This window comes from Rhodococcus globerulus NBRC 14531 (assembly GCF_001894805.1).
GTDB lineage: Bacteria > Actinomycetota > Actinomycetes > Mycobacteriales > Mycobacteriaceae > Rhodococcus_F > Rhodococcus_F globerula.
The window spans coordinates 217,328-234,560 of record NZ_BCWX01000002.1 but is presented as its reverse complement, the minus strand read 5'-3'; the positions used below and the strand labels follow the sequence as shown (position 1 = coordinate 234,560).

At 62.4% G+C, this 17,233-nt stretch carries 21 protein-coding genes; 8 read left to right on the top strand and 13 right to left on the bottom strand.

The genetic code is table 11. From position 1 onward, the window contains the following. The first annotated feature begins 37 nt into the window (after positions 1-37). Positions 38-775 carry a polyprenol monophosphomannose synthase gene (locus RG2_RS09700; RefSeq protein ID WP_033233048.1) on the top strand — a complete coding sequence of 246 codons (738 nt, stop codon included), beginning with the start codon at positions 38-40 and terminating at the stop codon, positions 773-775. On the opposite strand, the gene RG2_RS09695 is transcribed toward RG2_RS09700, so the two are convergent. Beyond that, positions 767-1,543, bottom strand: coding sequence for a helix-turn-helix domain-containing protein (locus RG2_RS09695; RefSeq protein WP_033233045.1), 777 nt, complete (start codon positions 1,541-1,543; stop codon positions 767-769). The two genes, RG2_RS09700 and RG2_RS09695, sit on opposite strands and share 9 nt — an antisense overlap. A 131-nt stretch (positions 1,544-1,674) precedes the next feature. On the opposite strand from RG2_RS09695, the gene RG2_RS09690 reads away from it, so the two are divergent. Then, positions 1,675-2,040, top strand: coding sequence for a nuclear transport factor 2 family protein (locus RG2_RS09690; RefSeq protein ID WP_033233042.1), 366 nt, complete (start codon positions 1,675-1,677; stop codon positions 2,038-2,040). 41 nt (positions 2,041-2,081) lie between these two features. Further along, positions 2,082-2,501 carry a MepB family protein gene (locus tag RG2_RS09685; protein ID WP_202026262.1) on the top strand — a complete coding sequence of 140 codons (420 nt, stop codon included), beginning with the start codon at positions 2,082-2,084 and terminating at the stop codon, positions 2,499-2,501. Here RG2_RS09685 and RG2_RS09680 read toward each other — a convergent pair. Next, positions 2,489-3,070: a dihydrofolate reductase family protein gene (locus tag RG2_RS09680; RefSeq protein ID WP_033233038.1), complete on the bottom strand. Its 582-nt coding sequence runs from the start codon at positions 3,068-3,070 to the stop codon at positions 2,489-2,491. The genes RG2_RS09685 and RG2_RS09680 overlap by 13 nt on opposite strands. A 90-nt stretch (positions 3,071-3,160) precedes the next feature. Next, a complete protein-coding gene (locus RG2_RS09675) occupies positions 3,161-4,552 on the bottom strand; it encodes a glycine--tRNA ligase (RefSeq protein WP_033233186.1) in 1,392 nt (463 codons plus the stop codon). Between the two features lie 198 nt (positions 4,553-4,750). Here RG2_RS09675 and RG2_RS09670 point away from each other — a divergent pair, with 198 nt between their 5' ends. Together RG2_RS09670 and RG2_RS09665 are read left to right on the top strand one after the other, a co-directional pair. Continuing rightward, entirely contained in the window at positions 4,751-5,134 is a 384-nt protein-coding gene (locus RG2_RS09670; protein ID WP_033233027.1) for an ArsR/SmtB family transcription factor, read from the top strand. Continuing rightward, on the top strand, positions 5,131-5,577 hold the full coding sequence (locus RG2_RS09665; protein WP_230590059.1) for a Fur family transcriptional regulator: 447 nt from the start codon (positions 5,131-5,133) through the stop codon (positions 5,575-5,577). Before RG2_RS09670 ends, RG2_RS09665 begins: the two co-directional genes overlap by 4 nt. Here RG2_RS09665 and RG2_RS09660 read toward each other — a convergent pair. The 6 genes from RG2_RS09660 to RG2_RS09635 all read right to left on the bottom strand — a co-directional run bounded on the left by RG2_RS09660 (position 5,574) and on the right by RG2_RS09635 (position 9,645). Further along, complete coding sequence (locus tag RG2_RS09660; protein WP_033233025.1) at positions 5,574-6,011, bottom strand: GNAT family N-acetyltransferase; 438 nt, start codon at positions 6,009-6,011, stop codon at positions 5,574-5,576. The genes RG2_RS09665 and RG2_RS09660 overlap by 4 nt on opposite strands. Before the next feature lie 33 nt (positions 6,012-6,044). Continuing rightward, a complete protein-coding gene (locus RG2_RS09655; protein ID WP_106939767.1) occupies positions 6,045-6,464 on the bottom strand; it encodes a YbjN domain-containing protein in 420 nt (139 codons plus the stop codon). After that, a complete protein-coding gene (locus RG2_RS09650) occupies positions 6,461-7,279 on the bottom strand; it encodes an isoprenyl transferase (RefSeq protein ID WP_045067006.1) in 819 nt (272 codons plus the stop codon). Before RG2_RS09650 ends, RG2_RS09655 begins: the two co-directional genes overlap by 4 nt. Then, positions 7,236-8,051 carry a DNA repair protein RecO gene (gene recO, locus RG2_RS09645; protein WP_033233019.1) on the bottom strand — a complete coding sequence of 272 codons (816 nt, stop codon included), beginning with the start codon at positions 8,049-8,051 and terminating at the stop codon, positions 7,236-7,238. Before recO ends, RG2_RS09650 begins: the two co-directional genes overlap by 44 nt. Positions 8,052-8,092: 41 nt before the next feature. Then, positions 8,093-9,082, bottom strand: coding sequence for an AurF N-oxygenase family protein (locus RG2_RS09640; protein ID WP_033233017.1), 990 nt, complete (start codon positions 9,080-9,082; stop codon positions 8,093-8,095). A 164-nt stretch (positions 9,083-9,246) separates the two neighbouring features. Further along, on the bottom strand, positions 9,247-9,645 hold the full coding sequence (locus tag RG2_RS09635) for a nuclear transport factor 2 family protein (protein ID WP_033233015.1): 399 nt from the start codon (positions 9,643-9,645) through the stop codon (positions 9,247-9,249). A 150-nt stretch (positions 9,646-9,795) separates the two neighbouring features. Between RG2_RS09635 and RG2_RS09630 the strand changes: the two genes are divergently transcribed. Continuing rightward, on the top strand, positions 9,796-10,074 hold the full coding sequence (locus tag RG2_RS09630) for a DUF1876 domain-containing protein (RefSeq protein ID WP_033233013.1): 279 nt from the start codon (positions 9,796-9,798) through the stop codon (positions 10,072-10,074). 17 nt (positions 10,075-10,091) lie between these two features. Here RG2_RS09630 and dinB read toward each other — a convergent pair whose 3' ends face one another. Continuing rightward, on the bottom strand, positions 10,092-11,312 hold the full coding sequence (dinB, locus tag RG2_RS09625) for a DNA polymerase IV (protein WP_051730390.1): 1,221 nt from the start codon (positions 11,310-11,312) through the stop codon (positions 10,092-10,094). A gap of 111 nt (positions 11,313-11,423) precedes the next feature. On the opposite strand from dinB, the gene RG2_RS09620 reads away from it, so the two are divergent. Both RG2_RS09620 and RG2_RS09615 read left to right on the top strand, forming a co-directional pair. Next, positions 11,424-12,449, top strand: coding sequence for a zinc-dependent alcohol dehydrogenase family protein (locus RG2_RS09620; protein ID WP_033233183.1), 1,026 nt, complete (start codon positions 11,424-11,426; stop codon positions 12,447-12,449). Continuing rightward, positions 12,446-13,336 (top strand): universal stress protein, encoded by an 891-nt coding sequence (locus tag RG2_RS09615; RefSeq protein ID WP_033233008.1) that lies wholly within the window; start codon positions 12,446-12,448, stop codon positions 13,334-13,336. The genes RG2_RS09620 and RG2_RS09615 overlap by 4 nt, the downstream gene beginning before the upstream one ends. 35 nt (positions 13,337-13,371) lie before the next feature. Here the strand turns inward: RG2_RS09615 and RG2_RS09610 are convergent, their stop codons facing one another. From RG2_RS09610 to RG2_RS09600, 3 genes are read right to left on the bottom strand one after another with little or no spacing between them, the layout of a single operon-like run. Then, positions 13,372-14,052 carry a response regulator gene (locus RG2_RS09610; protein WP_033233006.1) on the bottom strand — a complete coding sequence of 227 codons (681 nt, stop codon included), beginning with the start codon at positions 14,050-14,052 and terminating at the stop codon, positions 13,372-13,374. Then, complete coding sequence (locus tag RG2_RS09605; RefSeq protein WP_033233005.1) at positions 14,049-16,574, bottom strand: sensor histidine kinase; 2,526 nt, start codon at positions 16,572-16,574, stop codon at positions 14,049-14,051. The genes RG2_RS09610 and RG2_RS09605 overlap by 4 nt, the downstream gene beginning before the upstream one ends. A gap of 7 nt (positions 16,575-16,581) precedes the next feature. After that, positions 16,582-17,232: a potassium-transporting ATPase subunit C gene (locus RG2_RS09600; protein ID WP_033233003.1), complete on the bottom strand. Its 651-nt coding sequence runs from the start codon at positions 17,230-17,232 to the stop codon at positions 16,582-16,584. Position 17,233 lies beyond the last annotated feature (1 nt).

Sequence of the window (17,233 nt, the reverse complement as noted above, 5' to 3'; positions counted from 1 at the left end):
TCCGGCAAGTCGGGATCACAGATCATACGAAGGTGTTATGAACAACGTCGCTCCGCAGATTACCGTCGTGGTACCCACGTACAACGAGCGTGAAAACCTGCCCAAGCTCGTCGATCGTCTCGCCGCATTGAAGATCCCGAACCTGGCAGTACTCGTGGTGGACGACAACTCCCCCGACGGAACCGGCGAGGTAGCTGACAAGCTCGGCATCGACGGCCCCATCCCGGTGGGTGTTCTGCATCGCACCGCCAAGGACGGACTCGGCCGCGCGTACGTCGCCGGAATGACGCGGGCCCTCGCCGAGAACGCCGACATCGTCATTCAGATGGACGCGGACCTGTCTCATCCGTCCGAAGTGATCCCCGCCATGATCGAGATCCTCACCACAACCGACGCTGCGGTGGTGCTCGGTTCGCGCTACGTCGAGGGCGGCGCCGTGGCCGGCGACTGGCCGTGGCACCGCAAGGCACTGTCGGCATGGGCCAACTTCTACGTCAACGCAATCCTTCGGCTGCACGTCAAGGACGCCACCGCCGGATTCAAGGCGTGGCACGCAAAGACGTTGCGCGCCATCGACGTCGAGTCGGTGCAGAGCAACGGCTACGCCTTCCAGGTCGAGATGAACTACCGAGTTGTGCAGCGCGGCATGAAGATCGCCGAAACCCCCATCCGTTTCGAGGAGCGCACCGACGGCGTCTCGAAGATGAGCCTGGCTGTTCAGCTCGAATCGGCACTGGTTCCCTGGAAGCTGAAGTTCGGCAAGAAGTCACTCTGATTTCGCTCTGAAGAACTCCGCGGTCTCGCGGTCGGATGGATAGAAACATTCGATCGCAATCTCTGCCAAAGTGACATCGCGCGGCGTACCGAACACGGTGGTGGTACTGAACATCGCCAGTTCGGTGTCGCCCGCGCGAATCCGCAAGGGCACCAACAGTGAACTCTCGTCCTCATGCCACTCGCCGCCGCTGGGATAAGTCAGCAATTCTTCCAACAGCGCACCCAACTGCGCGTCGGCGGTTACCTCGACCTCACGGCGCAGCCGAGCGATCACGTGATTTCGCCACTGCGCCAAGTTCACGATGCGCTCAGCCATGCCTTCGGGATGCAAACTCAGCCGCAGAACGTTGACCGGCGGCTCCAGAAGAAACGGCGCAGCGCCCTCCGTCAGGATGCTTACCGCCCGATTGCCGACGATCAGATCCCACTGGTGATCGACCACCACAGCCGGGTACGGGCCATGGGCGTCGACGATGCGATTGATGGCGTCGCTGACCGCGGACATCGGCGTTTCCGCCAACGCATTCTCCGAATAGGCCGGTGCATGACCGCCCGCCAACAACAGCGTATTCCGCTGCCGTAGCGGCACTTCCAAACACTCGGACAAGTGGATAATCATGTCCTTACTGGGTTTCGATCGACCGGTTTCGATGAAACTCAAGTGCCTCGTCGAAACTCCGGCAGCGGAGGAAAGCCCCAACTGAGTGAGCCGTCGTCTCTCACGCCACGACTTCAGCTGGGCTCCCACATGCGTGCTCTGAGTCATCCACTCAACGTAGCGACAAGGTGTAATCAACGCCATGACCTCCGAGGTAATCGACTGACGACACATCCGCTTGGCACAGTGATCTCAGCCGGGAAACAAACCCCGGACCTCGACAACCAGGAGGATCTGCCATGAGTGACTTCGACGCAATCGCACACGCCTACATCGACCTGTGGAACGAAACCGATGCCGGCGCTCGTCAGGAACGAATCGAGCAACTGTTCGCGGCCGACGGCCGGTACACCGATCCACTGGCAGATGTGACCGGACACAGCCAGATCGACGCGATGATCAGCGCTGTGCAGCAGCAGTTTCCGGGCATGACCTTCACCCTCGCCGGACCGGTGGACGCACACCACAGCCAAGCTCGCTTCGGCTGGAAGCTCGGCCCGGCCGGCAAAGAATCCCTGATCGACGGATTCGACGTGCTCGAACGAAATGACGACGGCCGATTGACCCTTGTTCTCGGGTTCCTCGACAAGGTGCCCTCGGCCTGAAATCCCCGGGATGTCGGTGACCCGTGCCATCATCATTGCCGATGAACGCTCACGGATGTACCTGGTCCACACCGATTCCCGAACCCGAGGGCGCGGAGTACAGCGCTCACTCCCTCACTGTCGACGGGCGCAGCGCCGTATACCGTCGCGCAAAGACGACTCCTACCAAACTCGGGCAGTTCGTGACGCTGTGGCGACGATCGGACGCCGGGCCGATCCGCCCGTTCGATGTTTCCGACGGCGTCGAGTTGTTCATCGTGAAGGTATACGACGGAGAACAACTGGGGCACTTCATTTTTCCCGTCGACGCTCTCATCACGAATCGAGTGGTTTCGACAGACTTCACGGGCGGTAAACGCGCCATTCGCATCTACCCGCCGTGGGTAACGCCGACCAGTGTGCAGGCCGTCAAATCCCAGCGCTGGCAACTCGATTATTTTCGCCCCACTCACTGCAACTGATACGTCGCCATGATGACTCCGGTTGTGGTGGAAACACTTTCGGCGAGAGTGAACCGCGCGAGTACGGCGCCGTCAGGAAACAACCTGCGTCCCGTTCCGAGAACCACAGGATGGATGAGCAGAATGTAGGTGTCGATCAATTGGCGCTGCGCCAACGACGTGATCAGTTCCCCACTACCCAGAATCACCAGATCCGGCCCCTCGGTGTCCTTCAACTCGGCAACCGCGTCGGCGGCGTCACCGCGGAGCAACGTCGAGTTCTTCCACGGCAGCGGTTCGGTCAATGTCCGCGACGCAACATATTTCTGCGTGTTGTCGAGCACTTCGGTGAACGGATTGTCGGTCTGGTGCGGCCAGTACGACGCAAAACTCTCGTACGTCCGTCGCCCGAAGAGTAGCTGCGATCTTGCAGCCATTCCCTCGCCCATCTTCCGCGCCATTACCGCGTCACTGAACGGCGCAGCCCATCCCCCGTGCTCGAAGCCGCCACGACGGTCCTCGTCGGGCCCACCCGGCGCCTGCATGACACCGTCGAGAGTCACGCTGTTGGTCACACTGAGTTGTCTCATATGTCTGTTCTTACGCCTCGAAGGCCGCCGGGAACAGCAAACGGGCGGCCTCCCTCGTTATCGAGGAAGGCCGCCCGAGACGGATACGGCTTAAGAACCGATCAGTCGCGTCGCAAGGTAGCTCTCGACCTGATCGAGTGCGACGCGTTCCTGAGCCATGGAGTCACGCTCGCGAACGGTGACGGCCTGGTCTTCGAGGGTGTCGAAGTCGACCGTGATGCAGAACGGGGTGCCGATCTCGTCCTGACGACGGTAGCGGCGGCCGATGGCGCCGGCGTCGTCGAATTCGACGTTCCAGTTCTGACGCAGTTGCGCTGCAAGATCTTTTGCCTTTGGCGTGAGATCCGCATTGCGCGAGAGCGGCAGGACAGCGGCCTTGACCGGAGCGAGACGACGATCCAGGCGCAGCACCGTGCGCTTGTCGACGCCACCCTTGGCGTTGGGGGCTTCGTCCTCGGTGTACGCGTCGACGAGGAAGGCCATGAGCGAACGGGTAAGACCTGCGGCCGGCTCGATGACGTACGGCGTGTAGCGCTCGCCGGTTGTCTGGTCGAAGTAGTTCAGCTCGGTGCCCGAGTGCTTGGAGTGCGTCGAGAGGTCGAAGTCGGTGCGGTTCGCGATGCCCTCGAGCTCACCCCATTCGCTGCCCTGGAAGTGGAAGCGGTACTCGATGTCCGTGGTGCCCTTGGAGTAGTGCGAGAGCTTTTCCTTCGCGTGCTCGTACAGGCGCAGGTTGTCCTTGTTGATACCGAGGCCGGTGTACCAGTCCATGCGGTAGTCGATCCAGTACTTGTGCCACGCGTCGTCCTCGCCGGGCTTGACGAAGAATTCCATCTCCATCTGCTCGAACTCGCGGGTGCGGAAGATGAAGTTGCCTGGGGTGATCTCGTTGCGGAAGCTCTTGCCGATCTGGCCGATGCCGAACGGCGGCTTCTTACGCGACGTGGTCAGCACGTTCGCGAAGTTCACGAAGATGCCCTGCGCGGTTTCGGGACGCAGGTAGTGCATGCCCTCTTCGCTCTCGACGGGGCCGAGGTACGTCTTGAGCATCATGTTGAAGTCGCGCGGTTCGGTCCACTGGCCGACGGTGCCGCAGTCGGGGCACCCGATGAGGTCCATCGTGACGTCGTCCGGGTTGTCGAGCTTCTTCTTCTCCGCGTACGCCTCCTGCAGGTGATCCTGACGGTGACGCTTGTGACAGTTGAGGCACTCGACCAGCGGGTCGTTGAAGACGCCGACGTGTCCGGATGCAACCCACACCTCGCGGGGCAAAATCACCGAGGAGTCGAGGCCGACAACGTCCTCGCGGCTGGTGACCATGTTCCGCCACCACTGACGCTTGATGTTCTCCTTGAGCTCGACACCCAATGGGCCGTAGTCCCATGCGGACTTGGTGCCTCCGTAGATCTCACCGCACGGGTAGACCAGGCCTCGCCGCTTGGCGAGATTGACGACGGCTTCGATCTTGGACTTGGGTGCCACTGGATTGCTCTCCATCTGGGTAATAGATGCACGGTTTTCCTGCGCTTTTTGCATGTCCAGACTAACCGGCCCCGGAAGTGGACTTCGCGCCACGGTTGACATGCGTACTTGTGCATATCAAAATGAATGTGATTTGCAATAGTGTGGTCTTATGGCTACGCAGGAACGTTGTGACACACCCCTCGAAGGAGCCTCGCTGTGAGCATTGCGGATACCGGCGATCTCCACAACCACCATGATCACGACGCGCTCGATCACACACATGACCCGTTCGAACCCGTCCCCCCAGCCGTGGTTCCACCCAAGGAAACTCTGGCTGCGGCCGGTGAGATCCTGCGAGCGCTCGCCGCACCTGTCCGCATCGCGATCGTGCTCCAACTCCACCAGTCGCAGCGGTGCGTCCACGAACTTGTCGGCGCCCTCGGCGTCACCCAACCGCTCATCAGCCAGCACCTTCGTGTCCTGAAGGCTGCGGGCGTCGTGCGTGGCGAACGCCACGGACGCGAAGTTCTCTATCGACTGGCCGACGACCATCTGGCCCACATAGTCGTGGACGCTGTCGCCCACGCAGAAGAAGGATGATCACCACCAACATGAACACCACCGGTCAGTCTGCATTCAAGCGCAGCGCCACTGTCGGCATTCGATCGACCAAACAGCGCAGCGCGATCTCCGCACTGCTCGACGACATCGGCGAGTTCAAGTCGGCGCAAGAGCTGCACGACGAACTGCGCAAGCGTGGTGAAGCCATCGGCCTGACCACCGTCTACCGAACCCTGCAGACCCTCGCCGACGCCGGAACCATCGACGTCCTGCGCACCGACACCGGTGAATCCGTCTATCGCCGTTGCTCTTCCGGCCACCATCACCACCTCGTGTGCCGAAATTGCGGATACACCGTGGAGGTGGAAGGCGCGATGGTCGAGCAGTGGTCACAGACCATCGCCGACGACAACGGTTTCACCGACGTCAGTCACACCGTCGAAATTTTTGGTACCTGCCGCGATTGCGCGGCCGCGACTTAATCAGCCAGCGAAAACCGAAGCAGATTGGATTCGCGCGGCTCGAAACCGAGTTTCCGGTAGAGCTGATTCGCGGCTACCCGCGAGCTCCTCGAGGTCAGATCCACAGTGCGGGCACCGAGCTCCTCGGCGCGAGCGAGGGCTGCTGTGGTCAGCGCGGATCCGACCTGTCGGCCTTGAGCCGCCCCGTCGACCACAACGTCCTCGATCCAGGCGCGGTAGCCGGTCGGGGTCGGAAAGACGACCAGGGTCAGCGTTCCGACGATACGACCGTCGAGCCTGGCCACGAAAAGTGTGTTCGTGGGGCAGGCCACAACCTTCTCGAGCGACGCCGCGGTGACTGGTGGCGCCGACTTCGACAGCTGCGGAATGAGTCTCGCGCAGGCTTCAACCAGCTCGTCGGTGACTTCGCAGGCCTTGTGGATCTCGAGCGTCATGGACTACTCCTCGAAGAATCGGTGCGTTCAGGTTTAAGGAAGTAGTCCCTGTCGAGCCGTATCGGCTCCCGTGAGCGCCAGGAGCAGCATCGTAGTGAGCGCTTCGTCTTCCAGTCCCGCTGCCGGGAACGTGTACCGCAGAATGACATCTGCGAGACTGCCGTGCCCGAACACCGCGATGGATCCGAACTGGATGGTGCGGTTGCGCTCGGCTACCTTGCGGTGCAGCGCGGCGCTGACCGGACGGTCCCACGCCAGCACGCACGTCATCGACAGAACGTCGAGGCCTTCGGAGAGGTTCATCGCCTGAACCGAGCACAATGCGCCGGCGTACTGGAAACCCAGTGAACCGTCGTCGGCCACGTCGACGGTCACAAAATGTGCCAGCGCTTCGGCGGCACGCTCTTGCAGTCGTGCGGCGTTGTCGGTCTCGGTCATATTTTCACCTGTCATTTCACTCCACCAAATCGGCGGTCGCGTGAGGCATATTCGACACACGCGGCCCACAGGTCACGACGATCGAAATCGGGAAACAGCTTCTCCTGGTACACCATTTCGGCGTACGCGGACTGCCAGATCAAGAAGTTGGACGTACGCTGCTCCCCTGAGGGGCGCAGGAACAGGTCGACGTCCGGCATATCAGGTTCGTCGAGGTACTTCGCGACGGTGGCCTCGGTGATCTTGTCTGGATTGATCTCGCCGGCGGCCACCCGCTTGGCGATTTCCTTGACCGCGTCGGCAATTTCGGCGCGCCCGCCGTAGTTGACGCACATCGTCAGGTTCATCACCGTGTTGTTCTTGGTGAGCTCTTCGGCGATCTCGAGTTCCTTGATGACACTCGCCCACAATCGCGGCTTCCGGCCCGCCCAGCGAACCCGAACGCCCATCTCGTTCATCTCGTCGCGTCGACGACGAATCACGTCACGGTTGAAGCCCATGAGGAAACGCACCTCGTCGGGGCTGCGCTTCCAGTTCTCGGTGGAGAAGGCATACGCGGAAAGCCACTCGACGCCCATCTCGATGCACCCGCACACCGTGTCCATCAGTACGGCTTCGCCGCGCTCGTGACCGGCTGTGCGCGGCAAACCGCGCTCCTGAGCCCAGCGTCCGTTGCCGTCCATCACCAGCGCAACATGGCGCGGGATCAGTTCGGTTTGCAGGATCGGCGGTTTCGCTCCGGACGGGTGTGGGTCCGGGGGCCGGATCACCCGATCTGTAGCAGAATCAAGCGGGGTGCGCGGTTCGCGTCGTCGAATCACGCGTTCCATCCTGCCCCACCGCTGCAGCTCCCTCGACCGCCGCATGCGGCCTTGACCGTTCGATGAGCGGTAGCGTGCGCAATTGCCGCTCCAGATGCCACTGCAAATGCGCTGCGACCAGGCCACTTGCCTGAGTGCGCAGCGAGGTCGGTGCCACGTCGGTACCTTCCCACTCCCCCCGCAGCAACGCTTCCATCAGATCAAGGACACCGGGCGACGGCGTCGCAGATCCGGGTGGGCGACAGTACGTACAGACCGCCCCGCCGGCCGCGACATGGAAAGCGCGGTGCGGGCCGGGAGAAGAACACTTGGCGCATTCCCCGAGCGCGGGCGCCCAACCCGCGTAACCCATCGCCCGGAGAAGAAAAGCGTCGAGAACAAATTCGACGGGACGGCCCTGCTCGGCGATAGCCCGCAAGGCCCCGACGGTGAGCCGCTGAAGTTGCGGCGCCGGTGCACGTTCTTCACCGGCTAGCCGTTCCGCGGTTTCGAGTACCGCGCAGGCCGTGGTGTACCGGCTGTAATCGTCGACAATGTCGGTGGCAAAGGCGTCCACCGTCTGGACCTGCGTGATGATGTCCAGATTTTTACCCGGCAGGAGTTGGACGTCGACATGCGCAAACGGCTCGAGCCGCGCACCGAACTTGGAGGTAGTTCTGCGGACACCCTTGGCCACGGCACGCACCAACCCGAATTGACGGGTGAGCAACGTGACGATGTGGTCGGCTTCGCCCAGCTTATGCAGGCGCAGCACCACCGCCGTGTCTCGATACAACCTCACCGAACAAGTGTCCCACGCGGCACCGACGGTTTATACGACCGCTAGCGACGGGATTTTGTCCAACGCCTCGGTTCACCGCGATACCGGGCCCTGTCGCCGGCGATTCCGAACTTCTTCCAAGCCCGCCGCGAGACTGGATTCATCAGCCCCAACTCGTCTGCCAATGCGCGCATTTCACCGAAGTAGTTACCCAGGATTCGGCGCGACGTAGGACTGTCCCAAAATGCTTCCCGGATCACCGAGTCGGGAATGTCGAACTTTTCCGCAAACTCCTTCGGCGGTGCCATGATTTCGCCGGACAGCCAACGCATCGCGCCAGGGAAGGCGACAGACGTCATCGCGCGGCCGAACGGGCTCAGTCTCGGAACATGCGTGCGCAGGAAATCGTGCGCGAAGGAAATATGCCTGGCCTCTTCCGCGATGTGAATCTCCATGGTGCGCAACATCACCGGGACGGTGTCCTTGCCTTCGCGGATGAGATCCTTCTGGAAGTGATCGATCGGTTCCTCACCGGCCAGGATGCCGATGAAGAAGATGACCGGGAACCTAGCGCCCAGCAAGCCGACATACGGAGACATTCGGCGAAACAGCGGGCGCATCCCCGGAACGTCGACGCCAACCCGATTGACGAATTCCTGGAACATCTGAATGTGATTGCACTCTTCGGTCATCTCGTGCAGGCAATACCGAAACTCCGGGGATTGGTTCGGCAGCGCCATGATGTAGTCCATCATTCCGCGAATCAGGATGCTCTCGAACGCCGAACCCACCTTGGTGACATTGGCCTGGCGCCATTTCCCCATCGCGATGCGACGCCCGAGGGACTGCTCCTGATACCAACTCGTGGCACCGAGCGGATCGGATATCGACGACAGCACCCACCGGGGGTCGTCGGGATCGATCGCGTATTCCGGTGCGTCCCAATCGATGTCGAGATAGGGGTCGAACCTCCGGTGCACCGAGCCGTCGGAAAGCGTCGCCAGCAACTCGCGGTACGACTGGTCCATGGTGATCGATGTCGACCTGGCCATCGGTGTCTCCTCACAGTGCCTGTAACTCGATGTGGCTCAACTTAGTGCTACGACGAGTCTCACACAACCCCTATGGCGTCGACACGGTAAGCGAACATGGTTTCTGTGCAGTGAACACGCACTCCAGCAGGCCGAAACAGCTGCTCACTACACACAAACCGTGCTCACTTCAGCTCATTCATCGCCTCTTCCCGAATCCGCGGAAACTGCTCACCCATGGCGGCAGCAAGAGCATTGGCACCCGACAGCGGCCGGACCATCACCGTGAACTCGTCGATCAGCCCGTCGTCGTCGAAATGCAGAAAGTCGCAACCGTTTACGAGCTTGCCGTCCACTGTTGCCTCGAAGACCAAGGCATGATCGCGACCGTCTGCCGACTCGATCTCGCGCACATACCGGAAATCCTCGAACACCCGCATCACACCGCGCAGGATCGACGCCGTGATCGCCTTGCCGGGATACGGCATGAAGGCAACAGGACTGGTGAAGACCACGTTGTCGGCGAGCAGCGCCTCCATGGCGTCGGTATCGCGCGCTTCGACAGCACTTCGGAAGGACTTCATGGTGACTCCTCGTCATGGGGTTGTTCGGCGGCCAAGTAATCATGCGCGCTGCGACGCCCACCCACGCAGCAATCGAAGACCGTCCTTCAGCCCTATCGCACGCGTCACTCGACCGAGGACAATGGAACGTACGCCGAAGGGGGTCACATCATGAACGAAAAGCACTGGTCGGTGGATATCACCATCGACGAACACACATCCGACACGGCAAACCGAACTCGCGCGATTGCCCGACTGCGGGCGCAGGAAGACACGCACTTCGCAGGAGCTGGTTTCGCGCGCTGCAATCCCGCCGACCGAGACGTACCCGAGATCGGTGACGAACTTGCGGTCGCACGCGCTTTGGCCGACCTTTCTCGTCAATTGATCGAGGCCACAGCTTCTGATCTCGCAAGCGCTACGCACGAAACAATTCGGCTGACGTCCTGACGCTGCTGAGCGAGCGGCTAGTCCGGGAGCAGCGGCACCGAAACGTCGGGATCGCGGCCGATCAGCACTGCCCGCGTGAGCGCCCCCGAGCCGAACTTCTTCCGCACACTGTCCATCGCGGAGTCGAGGGCAGCGGTATCCGGCCCGCCGTCGAAGGACAGTTCCAATTGCTCCGCGCCGCTTCGGTCCAGATTGGATACGGCAACACCGATCAGCGTGATGCCTTTGTCGGCGATCAGTGGCGCCGCTTCGCTCAGCAGCGCCATCGCCGCATTCAACAGATCTGTGGTTTCCGCCGTCGAACGGCGCAGCGTGTGGGAACGGGTTGCCCGCGTGAAATCGCCGAAACGCAGCCGGAGTGTGACGGTGCGGCCGGTTTGTTGCGCGGAGCGCATGCGGCGCGACACCCGATCGACCAGCGACATCAACGACACCTCGAGTTCGGATCGTGAGTGCTCACCTCGACCCAATGCGTGCTGAGCGCCCATCGAACTTCGGCCGCCGTACGAACGCACCGGCCGCGGATCCCGGTTGTGCGAGAGCGCGTACAGGTGTCGGCCGGCGCCGCGACCCAGAATCGACACGATGGACGACTCGTCATGCCGCGCGATGTCCCCCACCGTCGCGATGTCGAAATTCCGCAGCTTCTGCGCAGTGATCTTGCCGACGCCCCACAGCCTTTCCACGGGCAGCGGATGCAGGAATTCACGCTCACCGTCCGGTGGCACCAGCAGCAATCCGTCGGGTTTGGCATAGGCGCTGGCTACCTTTGCCAGGAACTTCGTGCGGGCAATGCCGACGGTGATGGGGAGGCCAACCTGCTCGGCCACGTCTCGTCTGAGGTTGGCGCCGATCTGCAGTGGCGTGCCGACAATGAGTGCCAGTCCCCCGACTTCCAGGAAGGCTTCGTCGATCGAGATCCCCTCTACCAGCGGCGATGTGTCATGAAAGACCTCGAATACGTCCTTGCTCGCCTGTGAGTACGCGTCCATGCGCGGCGGAACGACAATTGCCTGCGGACACAACGTACGCGCCTGACCACCACTCATTGCGGTACGGACCCCGAACGCTTTGGCCTCGTAGCTGGCCGCCAGCACCACACCCCCGCCCACGATGACGGGTCGCCCGATCAAACCAGGATCGTCTCGCTGTTCGACGGAGGCGTAGAACGAGTCGAGATCGGCATGCAGGATCGTGGCGCCACCGGACCGGTGATCGCCGCGAGCATCTGACGACATCGACACGAACAGATGTTCGCACAGGCCACCGACACACTTCGCCCTCTTCCACGGGGAAGCGCTGAGGCGCACGATTAAGTGGTGAACGACATCGCCGGAACTTCGACGCCAATGGCCTCGTGGCAGGTACACCAGCCTGGGCCGGTCCGAACGCACCCATTGGTCGAGGTTCAGCAATCGCGGCCGGTGCCTACCTCGGGCGAATTACTGGTCCGGGTTCTCGCCTGCGGAGTGTGTCGCACCGACCTGCATATTGCCGAAGGCGAACTGCCCGTACATCGCGCAAATGTGGTTCCCGGCCACGAAATTGTCGGTGTGGTCGAAGAGGTCGGTACGGCGGTCGAGGACTTCTCCCCTGGCGATCGCGTCGGAATTCCGTGGCTGCATTCCACGTGCGGCGCGTGCGAGTACTGCTTGCGCGGCCGGGAGAACCTGTGCCCGAACTCCACGTACACGGGCTGGGACATCGACGGCGGCTACGCCGAATATGCCGTGGCGACAGCCGAATTCGCGTTGCGCTTGCCGGACGGGTACAGCAATGCCGAAACCGCACTGCTGCTATGCGCCGGCATCATCGGATTTCGGGCACTTCAGCGCGCCGAGGTCCCCGATGGTGGGCGACTGGGGATTTACGGTTTCGGCGGGAGCGCACACATTGCCGCGCAAGTCGCGATTGCGCGGGGCGCAGAAGTCCACGTCATGACGCGCAGCGAATCGGCGCGCGCACTGGCCTCTCAGCTCGGCGCAGCCTCGGTGCAGGGTAGCCGCGACCGTCCACCCACTCCGCTGGATTCAGCCATCCTCTTTGCTCCCGCCGGAGATCTGGTTCCGACTGCACTCACCGCGTTGAACCGTGGCGGAATCCTGTCGATCGCCGGGATACACCTCTCCGACATACCGAGCCTGAACTATCGGCACCACTTGTTCTACGAGCGCGAAATTCGTTCGGTCACCGCAAACACACGGCGCGATGCTCGGGAGTTCCTCGCGTTTGCCGGCGAGCACCACCTCGAAATCACCGCCAACACGTATCCGCTAGCCGATGCGAATCGGGCCTTGGTCGACCTGGCCGAGGACCGAATTACCGGCGCTGCCGTCTTACTGCCTCAACTTGTCGACTCAGGAGGACGAGCATGAATGCACCAATTGTCGTGGGAGTGGACGGTTCGACGCGCTCGTTGGACGCGGTTCGCTGGGCGTCGCACGAGGCAGTTCTCCGCCGGCGGCCTCTTCATATTGTTGCCGCGATCCGCGGCGAACCGAGCACGTACGGAAACGCTTTCACTCTCGCTGCGCCGCAGTTTGCCGCGAAGCGCCGGGAAGGAAAACTCCGACTGTCCCGTGGCCGAGCGGCGGCGCTGCCTGCAACAGGTGACGGCCCGGTTGTCACCGAGCACCTCGGTTTCGGTCACCCGGTTGACATTCTGCTCGAACAATCAGCGGACTCCGCAATGCTGGTCGTAGGCTCGCGTGGCCTCGGCCGTTGGGCTGACGGGATTCTCGGTTCTGTCAGTACAGCGATTGTCCTGCATGCCCGGTGTCCGGTGGCCGTGATCCGAGAACTACCTTCGGAGGACGAACCGGCGCGAGGCCGTCCCGTTGTTGTCGGCGTCGACGGCAGCGAACACAGCGAACCTGCACTGGCCCAAGCCTTCGAAACGGCTTCGCTGCACGGCGTCGAACTTGTTGCCGTCCACGCTTGGAGCGATTCTCACCTGTCCACAGCATTCCGCACCGATCCCGACGGCGAGTCTCTCGACTGGGATGCCGTCGCTATTGCCGAGCACGCAGTTCTCGCCGAACGGCTTGCCGGATGGGAGGACCAGTATCCCGACGTCGTCGTTCGTCGAGTTGTGGTGCACGACAACCCTGCTCAAGAGCTAATCACCGAGTCGAAGTCTGCGCAATTGGTTGTTGTCGGCCGACGGGGACGCGGCGGTTTCAAGTCCATGTTGCTGGGCTCGACAAGTCGAAACCTCTTACACCGAGCGTTGTGTCCACTGCTGATCGTCACGCACCCCTGAGCCGACACCACCCGAATTCTCACACCACCGAGCTCTCACACCACGAAGCGGTAACCCATCCCCGCTTCCGTGATCAGGTGCTTGGGGTGAGCCGGGTCGTCTTCGAGTTTGCGACGCAGTTGAGCCAGATATACCCGCAGGTAGTGGGTCTCGGTGTCGTAGGCCGGTCCCCACACCTCACGGAGAAGTTCCTTCTGCCCGACCAACTTTCCGCGGTTGCGCACCAGCATCTCGAGCATTCCCCACTCGGTGGGCGTCAGATGTACCTGCTCGCCGCGCCGGCTGACCGTCTTCGCCGACAAATCGACGGTGAACGAGGCCGTCTCCACCGACGGTTCCGACGTGTCGGTTGCCGATACTCCTCGTCGCGCCGCCGCGCGCACCCTCGCCAGGAATTCGTCCATCCCGAACGGCTTGGTGACGTAATCGTCCGCACCGGCGTCCAACGCTTCGACCTTGTCTGCGGAGTCGGTGCGTGCCGACAACACGATGACCGGCGCGGTACACCAGCCGCGCAATCCGGCAAGCACTTCGGTGCCGTCCATGTCCGGCAGACCGAGGTCGAGAATCACCACGTCCGGCGGCCGTTCCGCTGCAGCGCGCAGCGCCCCTGCTCCGGTGGACGCCGTCACCACGTCGTATCCACGCACAGTGAGGTTGATGCGTAGTGCCCGCAAGATCTGCGGTTCGTCGTCGACAACCAGTATCCGGCTCATGACTCGCTTCCATTCGTTCCTGCACCGGCCAGTTCGACCATCATCGTCAACCCACCGCCCGGAGTGTCGGTGGCACTGACCGTTCCGCCCATCGCGTCGACAAATCCGCGAACCACGGACAGTCCGAGCCCGACGCCGCCCGTGTTGTCGCGATCCCCCATTCGCTGAAACGGCTGGAACATCGATTCGGCTTCGCCGCGCGGTACACCGGGGCCGGTATCTGCGACGGTGATGACGGTACGGTCTCCGACGCGTGCTGCTCCCACCCGCACCGGTGTTCTGCCGCCGTACCGCAAAGCGTTGTCGACGAGGTTGGCGATCACTCTCTCGAGCAAACCCTGATCGGCTTGCACGGCAACAGTACCCACGTCGACGATCACACTGTGGGATCGGGAGTCCGACCGGCCGCCGATGCCCAATCCGAGCAGCGCCCGGTGAACAACTTCGTCGAGGTATACCGCCCGCAACGTCGGCTTGACCACTCCCGCAGCCAGTCTGGACGAATCGAGCAGGTTGCCGACCAGAGCGGTCAACTGATCCGCAGACTCCTCGATGGTGGCCAGTAGTTCTGCCGTGTCCTCGGGTGAGAACTCGATGTCGTCGCTGCGCAAGCTCGACACAGCAGCCTTGACGCCGGCAAGAGGTGTCCGAAGGTCATGGCTCACAGCCGAAAGCAACGCTCGGCGCAGTTGATCGGCCTCGGTCAGTGCTGCCGCTTTGCTCGCTTCGACTGTGAGCTTGTCCTGACGGATCATGCCGACCGCCTGGTGCGCGACAACGGTCAGCACCCGTCGATCACGCGCACTCAGCTCCGGCCCCGATAGCAGTAGCGCGTATTCGCCGTCGTTGACCTCGCACACGGTATCCGCGTCAGCCTCACGTGCCGGCGGTTCGGCGCCCACTGCCGCGACTACGCCGTCCTCATGATGCACCACCGAAACCCCACGTTGACGGTAGATTTCGCGAGCTTTCTCGAGCAGCGTGGACAGGTCAGCGCCGCGGAGAACCGACCCCGCAAACAGTGTCAGAAGTTCCGCTTCCTCCGAAGCGCGCTTCGCTTCCCGCGCTTTTTTGGCGGCCGCATCCACCAGAACAGCCACTGCCACAGCCACTATCAGCAGAACGACCGTCGTGATGAAGTTGTCGGGTTCGGCAATCGTGAAGCTGTATTTGGGGTCGGTGAAGAAGTAATTGAGCAGTAGTCCCGATATCAGAGCAGACACCATGGCCGGCCCAACACCACCGAGTAGCGCGACCAGAACCACCACCACGAAGAACAACGCGTTTTCGCCCTGCACACCGGAGATCCGGTCGATCAAACCCATGAGTCCGGCTGCGGCCGTCGGAACCACCACTGCCGCAATCCACGACAGCAGGCGTCGCTCGGATCGGCCGAACAAAGAGATCCGACGGCGGACGGTCGCTTCCTCGTGGGTGACCATGTGCACGTCGATGCCGCCGGACTGCTGAACGACCGCCGCGCCGATCCCCTCGTCGAGAATTCGGGCCAACCGCGACCGCCGCGACGTCCCCAAGACCAACTGCGTGGCGTTCTCCTCACGCGCGAACTCGAGGAGCGTCGACGGTACGTCGTCGCCGACCACGGTGTGCAGTGTTGCGCCCACTCCGGTTGCCAGTGCGCGCACCTTTCCCATCTCCGGTGCCGAGACACCGGTGAGGCCGTCGCCGCGAACGACGTGCACCACCATGAGTTCGGCACTCGACTTGGAGGCGATCCGAGAAGCGCGTCGTACCAGGGTTTCCGACTCCGGTCCCCCGGTCACCGCAACGACAACGCGCTCGCGCGCTTCCCAGGTGTCGGTGATCTTGTTCTCGGCCCGGTACTTCGCCAGCGCCGCGTCCACCTGATCGGCTACCCACAGAAGCGCCAACTCGCGTAGCGCGGTGAGGTTTCCGCGCCGGAAGTAGTTTCCGAGGGCCGCGTCGACTCGTTCGGGGGCATAGACGTTTCCGTGGGACAGTCTGCGTCGCAATGCTTCCGGAGTGATGTCGACCAACTCGACCTGCGCCGCACCGCGCACAATTTCATCCGGAACCGTTTCCTGCTGTGTGACCCCCGTGATGTGCGCGACTACGTCGTTGAGGCTTTCGAGGTGTTGCACGTTGACGGTCGAGAGGACGTCGATTTCGGCGTCCAACAACTCCTGCACGTCCTGCCACCGCTTGTGATTCTTACTTCCCGGTGTGTTGGTGTGCGCCAATTCGTCCACCAACACCAAGGCGGGACGACGAGCCAGCACCGCCTCGACATCAAGTTCCGGCATCCGTGTGCCCCGATATTCGACCAGCTTGGGCGCGATGATCTCGAGGTCGCCGATCTGCTCGGCGGTGCGGGCGCGGCCGTGTGATTCCACAACGGCCGCGACCACATCAGTTCCACGGGCCCGGCGGCGATGAGCCTCGCCGAGCATCGCAAAGGTCTTTCCGACGCCTGGCGCTGCGCCGAGGTAGATGCGCAGTTCACCTCGTTTGCGCGTACCGACCTTCTCAGAAGAACTCACGTGACAATCATCCACCAGCGGTCGACGTGGCACACGTAGGCGCCGTCAAACCGAGAGCAAGATTCAGTTCGAGGACGTTGACGCGCTCCTCACCGAGGAAGCCCAACTGCCGCCCGTCGGTGTGCTCGCTCACCAATTCCTGTACCGCGTCTTCGGATATCCCGTTGGTCGAGGCAACCCGGGGCACCTGCAGCAGCGCGTAAGCCGGGCTGATGTGCGGATCGATGCCCGAGCCCGAACCGGTGACGGCGTCAACGGGGACGGACGACGGGTCTACGCCCTCGCGATCCGCGATGGCGGCCCGACGCTCGGCGATGAAGTCGGCAAGAATCTCACTGCTAGGCCCCTGGTTCAAGGGCAACGCAGCGGCGGGATCACCCGTCGCAAAGGGGTCCTCGTCCGCAACCGAGCCCACAACCCGGTTGTGGAAAAACGGGTCGCGCGCTCCCTCCGGCACCTGCGGATCGACGCCTACCCAAGCACTTCCGACTACGCACCCGGCCGCATCGGTCACTGGTGATCCTTCAGCGGAACCGGAACTGATCCGGCCAACTCCCCAGACCGCGGCGGGATAGATCACGCCGAGAATCACGGTGAGCGACAGCAGCACCAGAAGGCCCGCCCACACCTGTTTGGCAAAACCGATAGTGAAACGCATG